General features: G+C 36.1%; 17 protein-coding genes. 11 read left to right on the top strand and 6 right to left on the bottom strand.

From position 1 onward, the window contains the following. Window positions 1-88: 88 nt before the first annotated feature. Window positions 89-361: a hypothetical protein gene (locus tag K350_RS0125570; RefSeq protein WP_028982353.1), complete on the bottom strand. Its 273-nt coding sequence runs from the start codon at window positions 359-361 to the stop codon at window positions 89-91. An 80-nt stretch (window positions 362-441) separates the two neighbouring features. Between K350_RS0125570 and K350_RS0125565 the strand changes: the two genes are divergently transcribed. Next, on the top strand, window positions 442-921 hold the full coding sequence (locus tag K350_RS0125565) for a TspO/MBR family protein (RefSeq protein WP_156027200.1): 480 nt from the start codon (window positions 442-444) through the stop codon (window positions 919-921). A gap of 52 nt (window positions 922-973) precedes the next feature. Here the strand turns inward: K350_RS0125565 and glgP are convergent, their stop codons facing one another. Together glgP and K350_RS30375 are read right to left on the bottom strand one after the other, a co-directional pair. Next, window positions 974-2,629 (bottom strand): alpha-glucan family phosphorylase, encoded by a 1,656-nt coding sequence (gene glgP / locus K350_RS0125560; protein ID WP_028982351.1) that lies wholly within the window; start codon window positions 2,627-2,629, stop codon window positions 974-976. Window positions 2,630-2,767: 138 nt separating this feature from the next. Continuing rightward, window positions 2,768-3,544, bottom strand: coding sequence for a DUF72 domain-containing protein (locus tag K350_RS30375; RefSeq protein WP_037577405.1), 777 nt, complete (start codon window positions 3,542-3,544; stop codon window positions 2,768-2,770). A gap of 128 nt (window positions 3,545-3,672) precedes the next feature. On the opposite strand from K350_RS30375, the gene K350_RS0125550 reads away from it, so the two are divergent. The 10 genes from K350_RS0125550 (at window position 3,673) to K350_RS0125505 (ending at window position 13,492) form a co-directional block, all read left to right on the top strand. Continuing rightward, window positions 3,673-4,059, top strand: a complete 387-nt coding sequence (locus K350_RS0125550; RefSeq protein ID WP_028982350.1) for a transmembrane 220 family protein — start codon at window positions 3,673-3,675, stop codon at window positions 4,057-4,059. A gap of 18 nt (window positions 4,060-4,077) precedes the next feature. Continuing rightward, window positions 4,078-4,995, top strand: a complete 918-nt coding sequence (locus tag K350_RS0125545) for an EboA domain-containing protein (protein WP_028982349.1) — start codon at window positions 4,078-4,080, stop codon at window positions 4,993-4,995. A gap of 10 nt (window positions 4,996-5,005) precedes the next feature. Next, entirely contained in the window at window positions 5,006-5,935 is a 930-nt protein-coding gene (locus K350_RS0125540; protein WP_028982348.1) for a TatD family hydrolase, read from the top strand. Then, window positions 5,935-6,828 carry a UbiA-like protein EboC gene (gene eboC / locus K350_RS0125535; RefSeq protein ID WP_028982347.1) on the top strand — a complete coding sequence of 298 codons (894 nt, stop codon included), beginning with the start codon at window positions 5,935-5,937 and terminating at the stop codon, window positions 6,826-6,828. Before K350_RS0125540 ends, eboC begins: the two co-directional genes overlap by 1 nt. Before the next feature lie 93 nt (window positions 6,829-6,921). Continuing rightward, entirely contained in the window at window positions 6,922-8,085 is a 1,164-nt protein-coding gene (locus tag K350_RS0125530) for a 3-dehydroquinate synthase (protein WP_028982346.1), read from the top strand. After that, window positions 8,082-9,311 carry a metabolite traffic protein EboE gene (eboE, locus tag K350_RS0125525; protein WP_028982345.1) on the top strand — a complete coding sequence of 410 codons (1,230 nt, stop codon included), beginning with the start codon at window positions 8,082-8,084 and terminating at the stop codon, window positions 9,309-9,311. The genes K350_RS0125530 and eboE overlap by 4 nt, the downstream gene beginning before the upstream one ends. After that, window positions 9,299-10,684, top strand: coding sequence for an alkaline phosphatase family protein (locus K350_RS0125520; protein WP_028982344.1), 1,386 nt, complete (start codon window positions 9,299-9,301; stop codon window positions 10,682-10,684). Before eboE ends, K350_RS0125520 begins: the two co-directional genes overlap by 13 nt. Before the next feature lie 169 nt (window positions 10,685-10,853). Beyond that, entirely contained in the window at window positions 10,854-11,144 is a 291-nt protein-coding gene (locus tag K350_RS0125515; protein ID WP_156027199.1) for a hypothetical protein, read from the top strand. 101 nt (window positions 11,145-11,245) lie between these two features. Next, window positions 11,246-12,817: a SulP family inorganic anion transporter gene (locus tag K350_RS0125510; RefSeq protein WP_028982342.1), complete on the top strand. Its 1,572-nt coding sequence runs from the start codon at window positions 11,246-11,248 to the stop codon at window positions 12,815-12,817. Window positions 12,818-12,898: 81 nt separating this feature from the next. After that, on the top strand, window positions 12,899-13,492 hold the full coding sequence (locus tag K350_RS0125505) for a hypothetical protein (RefSeq protein ID WP_156027198.1): 594 nt from the start codon (window positions 12,899-12,901) through the stop codon (window positions 13,490-13,492). 198 nt (window positions 13,493-13,690) lie between these two features. On the opposite strand, the gene K350_RS0125500 is transcribed toward K350_RS0125505, so the two are convergent. From K350_RS0125500 to K350_RS0125490, 3 genes are read right to left on the bottom strand one after another with little or no spacing between them, the layout of a single operon-like run. Beyond that, the gene (locus tag K350_RS0125500) at window positions 13,691-14,461 is read right to left on the bottom strand and encodes an MBL fold metallo-hydrolase (protein WP_028982340.1); all 771 of its coding nucleotides are present in this window, start codon (window positions 14,459-14,461) and stop codon (window positions 13,691-13,693) included. After that, window positions 14,458-14,733 (bottom strand): hypothetical protein, encoded by a 276-nt coding sequence (locus tag K350_RS0125495; protein ID WP_028982339.1) that lies wholly within the window; start codon window positions 14,731-14,733, stop codon window positions 14,458-14,460. Before K350_RS0125495 ends, K350_RS0125500 begins: the two co-directional genes overlap by 4 nt. Before the next feature lie 3 nt (window positions 14,734-14,736). Then, window positions 14,737-15,114: a response regulator gene (locus tag K350_RS0125490; protein ID WP_028982338.1), complete on the bottom strand. Its 378-nt coding sequence runs from the start codon at window positions 15,112-15,114 to the stop codon at window positions 14,737-14,739. Window positions 15,115-15,118: the final 4 nt, after the last annotated feature.

The raw sequence follows: 15,118 nt of genomic DNA, 5'->3' as shown, positions 1-15,118 counted from the left end.
AAAGGACCATCTCAGCCAAATCCTAAAGAAAGAAATCGTTAAAGAAAAAAGGGAGCAAGCTCCCTTTTTTCTTTTTTAAATCTATAGTTTATTTCTTTTTATTCTTTATGGAGTCCGGTATAGCTACAGGCATATCATCCTTTGATTTGGGTTTTAGCACAGTTTCAGTATCATTATTTTTTGGAGGAAGTTTAGTGGGGATTGTATCTTTTTGACGGGACGTGTCGCTCTTTAAAAGTGTTGTATCGACCATATCGGTACCTGTATCAACAGTGGTAGAAAAAATTTTTTCAGCTTTTCTCTCATTGCATCCCTGAATATTAAGGCTTAATATAATAGTGAACAGTCTGAAATATCTCATACCCTTTTATTTTAAGAACAATAGGGATATCAGATTGTTTGATTCTTTATAAATACATTCCATATTTAATTTCTGAAAACATGGATAAATTGTTAAATCAGCTTCGATATATTAAAGCTGGAGCTATATGTATGTTCTTTGCATTATGTAGTAACCTTTTCAAAGGCGATGCTCTTGTCAGTTGGTATGCTCAGCTCAGGTTGCCTTCATTTACCTTACCCATTTTATATTTCTTTGCCATGGGATTTATCTTCTACATCATCTGTGGAATATTGCTCTACAAGCTTTTCTCAGAAGAGAATAATAAAAATGAAACGGTTTTTCTGATCACTCTGGTTGTCATTATGATGGCTTACTATACCATTTGGGATCTCGTATTTTTTGGTTTAAAAAGCCCCATGGCTGGCTTTTTTGCTTATATACCATTCACCTTATTTGTGTTTTATATCTTTTACAGATTCGCAAGATTATATCCGATTATATCAATTGTTTTTCTGCCATTTATTGGATGGCTTGGCTATGCATTCTTTTGGCTTATCAGCTTGTGGACTTTAAACTAAAAAATAATAAATCCTGATGTATCAACATCAGGATTTATTATTTTTTGTATTCCTAAGCGTGATAAAGTTTCTGATAATATTCGGTAGCCATTCTGTCTGAATCAAACTGGGGATATACATCACACATAGCTTGTTTCATTATTGTTGTCCATCTGTTTGGATCTCTATAGTAGGTAGGAATAATTTCGTCTTCCAATACTCTGAGTAATTCTTTATTATCCTGATCATCTCTTTGAACCCAGGAATCGGTTTGCTGAGAGTTGATTACAAAGCTGTTTATTCCATGTTTTGCAAATTCAGGGAACCAACCATCAGGAATAGAAAAGTTAATGGATGCATTCATTGACGCTGTCATGCCACTTGTCCCTGATGCCTCTCTTGGTGGAATAGGATTGTTAAGCCATACGTCAGATCCTTTTTTTAACATGGCAGAAAGTTTCATTTCATGGCCTGTAAGAATTGCACAACGATCAAATTTCTCTACTGTATGATTGATATAATTAAATATATCAATTCCTAGCTTATCCTCGGGATATGGCTTTCCTGCCCATATTACCTGAATAGGTTCATGCTTCCTGCTTATGAGTCCAAGGAACTTTTCATAGTTATGGAGCAAGAGCTGTGCTCTTTTATATCCGGCAAATCTCCTTGCCCATACAAGAGTAAGTACATTCGGGTCAAAAATCTTTCCGGTCTGATCCGCAACTTCTTTAAATAACTCTTGCTTTAACTCTTTCTTTCGCTTTACCAGTAATTCATCGTTATTAGTGTTTAATGCCTCATCAAGTATCTTGTCTTTCCAGAATTTCCTGTTTTGGGCATTGGTTATATGGATGATCGGGCATACACCTTCATTTCCCTGCCACATAGATTGAGATACTTTAGAATGTATCTCGGAAACGCCGTTAGCGATTTTGGATAATCTTAATGCCGTAAGGGTATAGTTCAATGTATCTCCACTAATTTTGGCAATTCTTTTCACTTCATCTAGAGGTATGCAATGTAGAAAGCTCATTTCTTCAAGCAGGGCCAGCGAATGCTCCTCATTACCTGCAAGTTCAGGTGTATGTGTTGTAAATACCATACGGTTTCTGACAGCCTCTTCGCTTCTATATTTGGAATAAAGGTAAAATACCAATGGCAGTGCATGACCTTCATTCATATGATAAACTTCTGGTTCAGCTCCGATAATATCGAGAAGCTTGGCCCCACCTACACCCAACACGATTGACTGTGCAATCTTGGCGGCAAGGTTGGAATCATATAGTTTATGAGTAATGGTCCTCGATATATAATCGTTTTCAGGGATGTCAGTAGAAAGTAAAAATAATGGTGCAGTACCGAACTGATCAGGAGGAAGGAAATATGCTTTCACATTTACTTTAGTATCATGAATTGTGATCGGAAATATTATTCCGGTATCTTCCAGAAAGGAATATTCCTTTTTCACAAATTTAGCTTCCATATAATGATCCTGATTCCAAACCTGATCATAATATCCGTATTTCCATAAAATACCAATTCCAATCAGGTTTTGCTTAAGATCATAAGCACTTCTTAAATGTGACCCGGCAAGAAAACCCAGTCCTCCTGAATATATTTTCAGTGATTGATCAACAGCAAACTCCATTGAGAAATAAGCAGCCCTTTTGCTGAATTTAGGGTTGATATCATAAGTATGAAGTTTATTTAGAAAAGTCCCATGCATAGAATTTTGCTTTATTTAAGTATTCATCTAAATAATTCAATAGACTTAATTTTGTTTCTTTCGATTAAAAGTGCCGAAGGAAAGATGTGAATTAAGATATCTAAAATTTATGAATACAAGGATAAGCTTTTTTGATTTTTATGCTCTGGTGTAATTTGGTTTTGAATGTTTCTTTTTCCCTTTCTGTAATGTTTCTTTCAGATAAAGGGCATTAAAGGGAGCATAAGCATTCTGATCATTATCAAAGTATATATATACATCTTTACCCTCGTCCAACCAGTTTTTACAGCTTTCTGCCCATTCATTAAGTTGCTTTTTGGAATAATCTCCTGAATATTTTTCTTCCGGTCCGTGTAATCTTATATACACAAAATCAGCCGTTGAAATTACGGGTGACATATGATGATTTAGTTCATAAATACAAAAAGCACAGTTGTTCTTTTTTAATAGCTTATATACATCCTCAGTATACCAGGAGGGGTGGCGGAACTCAAACGTATATCTGAACCCTGAAGGAAGAAAACCAATGAATTCTTCTAACCTTTGAATATTCAATTTCATATTCGGAGGGAGTTGAAATAGAATAGGTCCAAGTTTTTCTTTCAGAGGTGAAATGCTGTCAATAAGCTTTTTTATCCCTTCTGAGGGCATATTGAGGCGTTTAATATGTGTAATATATCTGCTAGCCTTAATACTGAATAAAAAACCCTTTGGTGTAATTTTATACCAATTTGAAAATTGTTCTGATGAAGGAAGTCTGTAAAAGGAATTATTCAATTCCAGGGTATCAAAAAAGCTATCATAATAATCTAACAAATCTTTAGATGCAGTTTTTTCCGGGTAAAATTTTCCTATCCAGTGCTTATAATGCCAGCCAGAAGTACCCACATAAATTTTCCCTTTTTTTTCCGACATAACCTTTTTTTTATAAAACATTATTCGATAAGATATTAATTCATTTAACTGAATAGTATCAGCTTTTTTCTTCCCTGCTTCTTATGGATAGTCATAAACAATACCTTGTTCTGAGGGTTTAGGCATTTATGAGAAAGAACAATTTAACAGGGATGATCCCTTCATTATGGGGATTCCTATTCATCGGTTTTGCCATTGTTCAGTTAAATGATCCGGATCCTTTGGTATGGATTTCAATTTACTCATTTGCAGCTTTGATATGTTTCTATTCTGGGATAAAGAGGATTCATTCATTTATACTGTTGTTATTCACATCGTTATTTGCTTCCGGATGTATTTATTTATGGCCTTCAATCTATGAGGGCATAGTGATGCCAATGGAACATAGCTCCAATATTGAATTGGCAAGAGAGTCTCTGGGTCTTCTTATTTGTGCGATCGCCATGATGAACCTCATATTTCTCAACTATATTTTTATGAGGAGATTAAAAATGGCTAAAAAAAGAGTTCACTAAAATCTGAAGATACATTATATGAAAAATACTTTTTCTATACAGGAAGTAAAGGCCGCGAGGCATTTTATAGAAAAAAAAATTGCTCTTGTTATTACTGAAGATCAGTACAGATGGTACATAGAACAGATTGAAAAGGTAAGGTCAGGAGTTTACAGAAATATATATTTCGCTTTCAGTAAAGTATCAACAGTATTTGGGAAACGAATACTTGATTTAAATGAGGACGACCTAATAGAAACTGTCATCATTAGAAAAGGCTGGAATCCTTCGTTCTGGACAGTCACCGAGTTTATAAGGATAAATATGCTGATGGAACTTACTTTTCTTAGTGGAGAAGAATTTCTTAATCTGATAAAAAATATTTTTGGTACTGCAGACCTTGATGAAAGGGTAGCAATTTTAAAAGGCTTGTCAATCCTGCCTTATCAGAATCGATTGACTGAAATTGCCTCTGAAGGGGTGCGCTCCAATTCCCAACTGCTATTTGAAGCTATCGCCTTGAATAATCCGTTTCCTTGTGATTTTTTTAATGAATCACAATGGAATCAGATGGTACTAAAAGCAGCCTTTATAGATAGTCCTATCAGTGACATTTTTGGTTTGGAAAGACGTGCCAATGCCGCACTATCCGATATGGCAATCGATCTGGTTCATGAGAGAAAAGCTGCAAGCAGGGAAATTACCCCTGAAATCTGGAGAATCATAGCTCCCTTCCTTTCAACGAATCACCTAAAAGATGTGAAGGCTTTATTTGAAGATAAGAATCAGTTAAGCCAGGAAACTGCAGCACTTACATGTTATGTGAGCAATACTGAGGAAGCTGTTCTGATGCTGCTTGACCATAGACCTGATCTGCATGGTAAGATGATAGATAATGAATTGTCCTGGCAGGATATTACCAATAAGTGGAATAAAATGAAATTACAGGAGTTTTAAAATTTTATATATGAAAAGATTTATTGATCCTCATGTACACATGGTTTCCAGAACTACTGATGATTATCAGAGAATGGCTGAAGCAGGTATAGTAGCTGTAATAGAACCTTCTTTCTGGGTAGGACAGCCACGCACTGAAGCTGGTTCTTTTAAAGATTATTTCAGCGGACTTATTGGTTGGGAAAGATTTCGTGCAAGCCAGTTTGGGATCATGCACTATTGCACAATAGGTCTTAATTCCAAAGAATCCAATAATCAGCAATTGGCCGAATCTGTTATGAATATTCTACCTTTATTTCTATGTAAAGAAAAGGTTGTAGGTGTAGGCGAAATCGGATATGATGAACAAACTCCATTGGAAGAAAAGTATTTCAGACAACAGTTGATTTTATCTAAAGAGACTTTATTACCTGTACAGATTCACACCCCGCATAGAAATAAAAAGCGAGGCACACTAAGAAGTATGGAGGTTTGCCTTGAACATAAATTAGATCCTTCATGGGTTGTGATTGATCATAATAATGAAGAGACAGTTAAGGATGTATTGGATCAAGGATTCTGGGCCGCTTTTACCATTTATCCGAATACCAAAATGGGTAATGAAAGAATGGTGGAAATTGTAAAAAAGTATGGTAGTGAAAGAATTATTATAAACAGCGCGGCCGATTGGGGCATCAGCGATCCATTAGCTGTCCCTAAAACTGCCTTATTGATGGAAGCAAAAGGAATCCCTTCAAGAGATATTGATAAAGTATGTTATAGCAATGCACTGCAGGTATTTGGTCTGAGCGGAAAAATAAAGGAATCGGACTGGTTGAATGCGGAAGAAAATATTGACAATACTTTCAATGGTAATTCTGTATTAAGGGGAGATCAGAAATTGAAAAAAGTTGATAAAAAGTCATTACCAAAAAATGATAGTTCAAATATAATTGTCTGATGGGAAAGTTACAGGCATATTTGACAATTGCGAGACCCGCTAATGTATTGTCTTCTACTGCAGACGTTATAAACGGTGCATTGATTGCTACATCTGCATTAGCTTGGTCTGGAGATAGTTCTCTCTTGTTAAAGGGGCTAATGCTTGTATTGTCTACAGCATGTCTTTATGCCGGAGGAATTGTATTTAATGATGTTTTCGATTATGATATAGACAGAATAGAACGTCCTGAAAGAATGATTCCAAGCGGAAAACTCACAATTATTGAAGCAAAACGGTTTGGCATTTGTCTTTTTTCTTTTGGGATTTTCTTTGCATTAATGGTCTCATTCTCCAGTGCTGCTCTGGCTCTTTGTATAGTGATTTCAGCCTTTACTTACGATGCGAAAGCTAAGCATTCTGTTGTTTATGGTCCTTTGATGATGGGAATATGCCGAGGTTTGAATATGTTACTGGGGATTTCAATTGTGAGCAACAGTATTATTCAGCATGTTTATCTTGCTTTAGTGCCCTTGTTTTATATCATTGGTATTACACTTATCAGTAAATGTGAAACAGGACGAATTAAAAAAAATATTCTGGATGCTGGCTTCTTCTTTTATCTCCTGGCATGTTCAGGTCTTATTACTATATTGCTGGTTAAAGAATTTTCGTTACTAAGTATACTCCCGTTCTTACTAGGCTTTCTGCTGCTTACTTCTATACCAATTATAAAAATGCAGATGAAAGTCAACTATGGTGTAATAAGACAGGCAGTTAAAAATGGTATAATAGGAATAATCCTTTTGGATGCTACTCTGACTGCAGCATATGCCGGTCCTGAGTTTGCTCTTTCTATATTGGTCCTGCTGCCAATGTCTATTGCGCTCTCCAGATACTTTGCTGTAACCTGATTTGTATATCCTTAATATTGTAAAGGTTGATCTATAATTCTAAATAGATTGGTTTGTGTTTGTTTGATCACTCATAGTTGATGGAAAATTATTATGAAAAGTTTGCAGCAATCATTCGTCGTCCCTTTTACCTATAGGGTATTTTTTACGGAAGATATATTTGATGAAAGAAATCATATTCTGAAAGGATTAATTAACAAGTCTTCAGAAGAAAAAGTGTTGGTGGTTGTTGATGAAACTGTCATTAGCAAAAGCCCTGATTTGTTAACTAAGACCACTAGATATTTTAATAATAACCTGACGGGACAACTTACGGAAATTATGATTCTTCCTGGGGGAGAATCAGTGAAAAATGAAATGGGAAGAGTTAATGAAATTCTTGAAGCAATTGAGAGAGGGAAGTTGTCTAGGCATTCTTATATTATTGTTGTTGGCGGTGGTGCCTTACTGGATCTTGCTGGATATGCAGCTTCAATTGCACACAGAGGTATTCGCCTGATAAGAATTCCTACTACGGTGCTTGCTCAGAACGATTCAGGAGTAGGAGTAAAGAACAGCGTGAATTATTTTAATAAGAAAAACTTTCTGGGATGTTTTGCTCCACCTTTTGCTGTGATCAATGATAGAAAGTTTCTCATGACATTGAGCCAAAGGGATTGGATTGCAGGCATTGCAGAAGCAATTAAAGTTTCATTGATAAAGGACGAAGAGTTTTTCCATTTTATAATGAATAATGCATCTTCTCTTGTTGCCAGAGACCAGGATATTATGCAGGATTTGATCTATCGGTGTGCAGAGCTTCATATGCAACACATAGGCGGAGAAGATCCCTTTGAGCGTGGGTCTTCCCGTCCTCTTGACTTTGGACATTGGGCAGCACATAAACTGGAGCAGATGGACAATTATAAAATAAGACATGGTGAAGCTGTAGCAGTAGGAATAGTCCTTGATGTTACGATTTCATATCTAAGAAATTACATCTCACTGCAAAGCTGGCATCAAATACTGGATTGTATAAACCGATGTGGATTCAGAGACATTGTGAATGAGTACTTATCTTTTCTAATCAGCAATTATTCTGAATTGGAAATAGGATTACATGAATTCAGAGAACATCTCGGAGGAAAACTTACAATCATGCTTCTAAGTGCTATTGGAAAAGGAGTAGAGGTGGGAGCAATTGAGAGTGGTGAAATTATAAAGAGTTTACAACAAGCAAATTCATATTACCAAAAAAATGAAATGAGCCCGTTATGACTTTTAAGAAAGGCTTTCATCTTACGTATTGCACGAATATCCATCCTGGAGAAACCTGGGAAGAAACTTTTGGAAACCTGAAAGAATATCTTCCTTCTATCAAAGAGAAGGTTAATCCGGGACGGCCATTTGGTATAGGTTTGCGCCTGTCTGACATAGCGGCAAGAGAATTATTAGCAAATGATAACCTCTTCAGATTCCGTCAGTGGCTGGAAGTTAATGGCTTCTACGTATTTACAATCAATGGATTCCCCTATGGAGGTTTTCATAGAACCATTGTGAAAGATAAAGTACATTTACCTGATTGGAATTCCCGTGAGCGTATTGAGTATACTGTTCGTTTGATTAAAATTCTGAATTTTCTTCTTCCTCAAGGGATAGAAGGAGGGATCTCAACTTCACCGGTTTCTTACAGACATTGGTTTAAAACCAATGAACAGATGGATCACATATTCAGGAAGGCAAGCTTTCATTTTGCTCTGATAACGGAATACTTAATTCAGGTGAAAAATGAAAGCGGAAAAGTAATTCATCTGGATATTGAACCTGAGCCCGATGGAATTATAGAAGATACCAGAGGAATGATCAATTTTTACAACAACTGGCTCGTTCCCGGAGCGATAAAGTATTTCTCTGAAATAAAAAATATGAGTGCGCAGGAGGCAGAAGCAGCAGTTAGAGAACATATCAAGGTTTGTTTTGATGTATGTCACTCTTCTGTATTGTTTGAAAATCCTGCAGAAATGCTTGCTCTATATAAGAAAGAAAAGATAGGGATCGGCAAGATACAGATAAGCGCAGCATTAAAATTCAAGCCTGCAGGATTAGATCATAAAGACCTTTCCACTAAACTCAAATCTATAAGTGATAAGATTTACCTTCATCAAGTTGCCGGAAGATATGATAAGGAAATTAAGAGATATAATGATTTGCCTGATATGATCCATGACAATAATTATGGATCATGCGAAGAATGGAGAATTCATTATCATGTGCCTCTTTTTGTATCCAATTATGGAATATTGGAATCCACTCAGGATGACATATTAAATGTATTTCAATTGCTGCAACATCAGTCAATCACTAGTGTTTTGGAGATAGAAACATATACCTGGAGTGTATTACCTGATGAAGTTAAAATAGATTTAACCGAATCAATTGTGAATGAATTCAAGTGGGTGCTTGAAAATATGAAAGTTCAATATCAGAATTTATGGATAAAGTAGTTGTGATTAACCTAGTGGCTTTGTCCTCAAAGCTGCTTGGAGATTCTACTCCTTTTCTGAAGGAGTGGTCTTCCAGAAAAAAAACAGTGCCGGTAAGACCAGCATTTCCAGCGGTTACATGTACCGCTCAAAGTAATTATTTAACAGGCAAAACTCCTGCAGAGCATGGTATTGTGGGAAACGGGTGGTATAGTCATGGTGATTGCGAAATTAAGTTCTGGAAGCAGTCCAACAAACTTGTTAAGTCAGAAAAAATCTGGGAAGCAGCCAAAAAGATTGATCCTAATTTTACATTTGCCAATATGTTCTGGTGGTATAATATGTATTCATCTGCTGATATCTCCGTTACCCCAAGACCTCAGTATCATGCTGACGGAAAAAAGTTGGCTGATGTTTATTCCAATCCCTCAAGCCTGAGAGATTATCTGCAAAAGAAGCTGGGTACATTCCCTCTGTTTAATTTCTGGGGGCCTAATACTTCTATAAAGTCGAGTAATTGGATAGCAGAAGCTTCCATGCTGGTAGATGGAATGTTTAATCCTACTCTTACATTGATATACCTGCCTCATCTTGACTATTGTCTGCAGCAATATGGGCCTGATGATTCCAGGAGCAAAGCAAACCTTAGAGAAATAGATGAATTGTGTAAGAGACTGATTACTTTCTATGAACGAAGAGGAGCTAAAGTGAATATCGTTTCTGAATATTCAATTTCAAATGTTTCCAATCCTATACATATTAACAGAATTTTAAGAGAAAAAGGATATTTGAAACTAAGGGAAGAAAGTGGTCTGGAACTTCTGGATGCAGGTGGTTCCAGGGCTTTTGCAGTAGCAGATCATCAAATAGCGCATGTATATATTAACGATAAGTCTATTAAAGAAGATGTTAAAAAACTTCTGGCTTCATCCAAAGGTATTGATGTAGTTTTAAGTGGCCTGGATAAAGAGCTTTTAAATATTGATCATGAAAGAGCGGGAGATTTAATCGCAGTTGCGGATAAGAACTCATGGTTTTCATACTACTATTGGTTGGATGATCTTAAAGCGCCAGACTTTGCAAGAACCGTAGAAATACATAAAAAGCCGGGTTATGATCCCGTGGAATTATTTTTTAACCCTGAAATAAAATTTATTAAAGCAAGGGCAGCGATTAAATTGCTAAAGAAAAAAATGGGCTTCAGAACACTTATGGATTTTATTCCACTGGATGCAACTTTAGTTAAAGGATCTCATGGAAGGGTTCCTGATTATAGGGAGGAATGGCCATTGCTGATAACCGGAGAACATTATAAATGTCCGGACTTTATTGAAAGCACAGGAGTGTACAGGGTGTTATTAGATCAGGTCTTTTCTGAAGTCCCATATTTATAATTAAATGTATTTTAGAAGCTAGCTCTCTGAGGATATTTGTGATAATTAAAAATGTTAGGTGGTAACCACTGTTAATAGATCGTTAAATTAACTTCTTTTTGAATCGTTTTTATTACCTTTGTCTCAGAGGGATTCTTGTATTTACATGCTTAAAAACTTTTTGATATTAATGTTATTTTTTACAGTCATGGTTCCGCAGGTGTTTTATCTGTCGGCGGGATCAGGTATGGCATTGAAGAAAAAAGTTTCGTCAGTAAAGGTAAATATCGATGAAGAAGAATCAGAAAATGATAATGAGAATAAGGAGGCAGCAGAAGCTAAAGAAAAAATATGCCTTAATCCATTGAATACATTTATACTTGAATTTCTAATTTCTAATTTACAGTTTCCTTATTCAAATCCCTTCTTTCTTCTCGGCCAGTCCCGGGAAATGGTAACTCCACCACCTGAAATAGTTTAGAAACATTACCTGGTTTTCAGATTACTATTTTTATAACATAATTATATCCTGCTTGTCTCATTGTGGGGTATAACGGTTTCTAACCTACTTAAAATTTTAGCATGAGTTTATTACATAATCTTTCAAAACAAATATCTGCCAATTTAAAATATGATATTCCATCAGGTTTGGTGGTTTTTGTGGTTGCTTTGCCACTTTGCCTTGGTATTGCTCTGGCTTCAGGAGCCCCGCTTTTTGCAGGTATTATTGCCGGTATAGTGGGAGGGCTGGTGGTTGCATTGCTGAGTGGTTCTCAGCTCAGTGTAAGTGGACCCGCAGCAGGACTTACCGTTATAGTTCTTAATGCTATTACAGAGGCAGGATACAGCGCTTTCCTGCTAGGAGTAGTGATCGCAGGAGCGGTACAGATTATATTAGGTTTTATAAAAGCGGGGTCGATCAGTTTATTATTCCCATCATCAGTGATCAAAGGAATGTTGGCCGCTATTGGTATAATTCTGATCCTTAAACAAATTCCTCATGCAATTGGCTATGATGTAGACTATGAGGGAGATTTTTCATTTGATCAGTTTGATAAAGAAAATACTTTTTCTGAGCTTTTAAGGGCTTTTCAGTCATTGAATAAAGGGGCCATCATAATATCTGTTCTTTCTCTTCTTGTTATGATCTACTGGAATAAGATCACGAAAGGTTTTTTAAAATCAATACCAGCCCCTTTACTAGTGGTAGTATTAGGCTCTTTATTAAATATCATTTTTGCTGAGAAGATACCTATGCTTGCATTAGACAAAGAACATCTTGTATTAATTCCTGAGATCAAAGGATTGAGTTCTCTTAAAGGGCTTATAATATTTCCGGCATTTAATGAGATTACAAATTTTAAAGTATGGAAAATAGGGCTAACACTTGCTGTGGTAGCAAGTCTGGAAACGCTGCTTAGTATTGAGGCTGTAGATAAGCTGGATCCTTTGAAAAGACATACACCAACAAATAGGGAGCTTAAAGCACAAGGTGTTGGTAATATCTTGTCTGGTATCATAGGAGGCTTACCAATGACGGCTGTAATTGTCAGAGGAACTGCTAATATCTCAGCAGGAGCGAGATCAAAATTTTCCTCTTTTTACCATGGTTTATTACTCTTGTTGTGTGTTATATTTTTACATAAAATCTTAAATAAGATCCCTCTGGCAGCATTATCTGCAATTCTTCTTGTAATCGGGTATAAGCTTACTAATATAGGACTGTATAAAACTATTTTTAAAAATGGAGTAGAACAGTTTGTACCGTTTATATTGACTATCCTTGCCATAGTGCTTACAGATCTTCTGAAAGGAATAGTTGTTGGTATTATTGTCTCAATTGTATTTATTCTTAGAAGAAATTTGAAACTCGCCTATTCCTGTTCTATGAAGGAGAGTGAAGATGCAAAGGTTATGAGGCTAGATCTCGCAGAAGAAGTTTCTTTCCTGAATAAAGCGAGTATTATGACTATGCTTCGGGAAATTCCCGATTATTCAAAAGTCATCATTGACGGATCAAAGGCAAAGTATATTGATTATGACGTGATTGAAATATTGAATGACTTTAAGATATCTGCCAAAACCAGAGGGGTGGACCTGCAGATGGAAAACATTAAAGAGAGTTATGATATAGGATATAAAAATGGGAAATAGTCAGACTGGCAGATAGCTCATAACTTTTGAAATTCTTTTATAGTTCTTTTTATGGATGTGTATGTGAAAGGAGAGAATTATATGAGAAAAATTAAAAACCTGTTATTCCTTCTGATAGGAGGAATGTTATCCTCTTGTGCTTATGAGGAAATAGGAGGACATCAGCAGTTTACGACATCTTCATTGCCAGGACAGAAAGTAAGCTCTGCGGATAATCAGAACTCGGGTCACCATAGCCCTAGTTATTTTCATGAGTGGTTTGAGGATGAAAAAATCACTTCAGAGCAAAATACTCTTAAGCTCAATTCTTTTGGGAACCATGTTATCTATGAAAATATGGATTATGAGTATAACAGGTTCAATGATTACCTGGGAGGAAGCAATCCTCACAGATATCCCGAAGGTGATGTAAATCCTATAAGGTATGAAGATTGGATTGGTCTGGAGGTATATTATGCCCAGAGAGACTCTTCTTATCTTCAAAAAGGATATATATATCCTGAAACCGCGTTTATTCCCCCTGGGTTCTATGAGGAACTTCAAAGCAGGGACTCCGCAGATGCAGAGGTTCGTACTTGTTGTCCTGGAAGAAAAAAAGCTAGTGAGGCAACAGAGGAAGTTAAGAATGAAGTGCTTCACGGAGAATCTTGTTCTAAAATGAACAAATCATTGTAGCAAACGGTTATATTATTAGAAGGTACGAGGGAGAAAGGAAAGTGAAGAAGGAAACCTTCGAATATCTTAAATAGCTAAAAGTTATTTAAATATATGGGCTGCCTGTAAAAGGGCAGCCTTTTTTTATCGTAATAAACTAGCCCAATTTATTTGCGATTCAGATAGAACGAAGCAAGAGTGTGAGCAAGAGCAACAAATCTAAATGCTGCTCATATCTATAACTTGTCCATCATAAGCCAAATGAACGTTGGCAGGAAGTTCAATTTCCACACTTCGATGTAAACCCATTTTATGGGCCATATGTGTAAAGTATGCTTTTTGAGGTTTTATTTTATCTACGATATGCAGAGCCTGTTCAAGATTGAAATGTGAGATATGCTCTTGTTTTTGCAGGGCATTCAGTATTAAAACTTTTGTACCCTGTATTTTTTCAAGTTCATGATCTGAAATATAATTAGCATCAGTGATATAGGTAAAATCCTTTATTCGGAAACCAAAGACCGGCATTTTGTAATGCATTACCTCAATTGGGGTAATTTCGGTTTTCCCTATACTAAATGGTTTATTTTCAATTTCAACAAGCGTTATTTCAGGAACTCCCGGGTATTTAAATTCAGTGAAAGCGTAAGAGAATTCTTTTTTCAACTGCTCCAGAGTGGCAAGCCTGCCATACACCGGCATATCTTTTTTCTGAGAATAATTGTAAGCTCTGATATCATCGAGGCCTGCCGTATGATCTTTATGTGCGTGAGTAATTAAAACGGCATCCAGCTTCTTAATTCTTTGTCTTAAAGCCTGGGTTCTGAAATCCGGGCCGGTATCCACTACAATGCTTTGATCCTCCGTTTGAATATGAATGGAAGTTCTGAGCCTTTTGTCTCTGAAGTCAAGAGAAGTGCATACCTCGCAATCGCAGCCGATTACAGGTATGCCCTGAGATGTACCGGTACCCAGAAATGAAATGATCAAAGCGATAATTCAGTTTGATTGATTTCCAGATAAAACTTTTTGTTTTTTTCACTCAATCTTGATACATCAAGCTTAATGGAACGAAGAATTTCTATTAAGCAGTTGATTTTACCTTCAACCGGAAAATATTTATTGACAACCGCTACTTTTGTGTCTTTTAAAATGCAGTAGCCTGAATGAAAATTGCCTTTTTCATATCTGAGCATATATTCAGACTCTGCGAAAATATCTTCCAGTTTATTTAAAAACTGATTGGTGTATTTTATTTGCATAATTTATAAAGTCCATTTTTTCACGGTTTCAACCAGTTTGTCGAAATCGAGAGGTTTCTGAAGATACTCATTTATTCCGGCATCAACAAAATCTTTATCGCTATAGTTTTTAGCATTTCCTGTTATTGCCACAATGGGTACTTTCGATTTTACAGAATCAGGGTTTTTTCTGATTTCTTTAGCGCAAGTCATACCATCCATAAGTGGCATGTTTATATCCATTAAAATTATGTCGTAATTCTCTGATTCAACAGCTTTTAATACGTCCTTCCCGTTTTTTACGCTTGAAATTTTGTAATTCTGAAATTCCAGGATCTTTTTGGTCAGGTTTTGAATTACTGAACTATCCTCGGCAATAAGAACTTTCTTGTAAGTGCTCATAATC

The organism is Sporocytophaga myxococcoides DSM 11118 (assembly GCF_000426725.1).
GTDB classification, from domain to species: domain Bacteria; phylum Bacteroidota; class Bacteroidia; order Cytophagales; family Cytophagaceae; genus Sporocytophaga; species Sporocytophaga myxococcoides.
The sequence above is the reverse complement of the archived record's forward strand: the minus strand, read 5'-3'. Positions and strand labels throughout refer to the sequence as shown.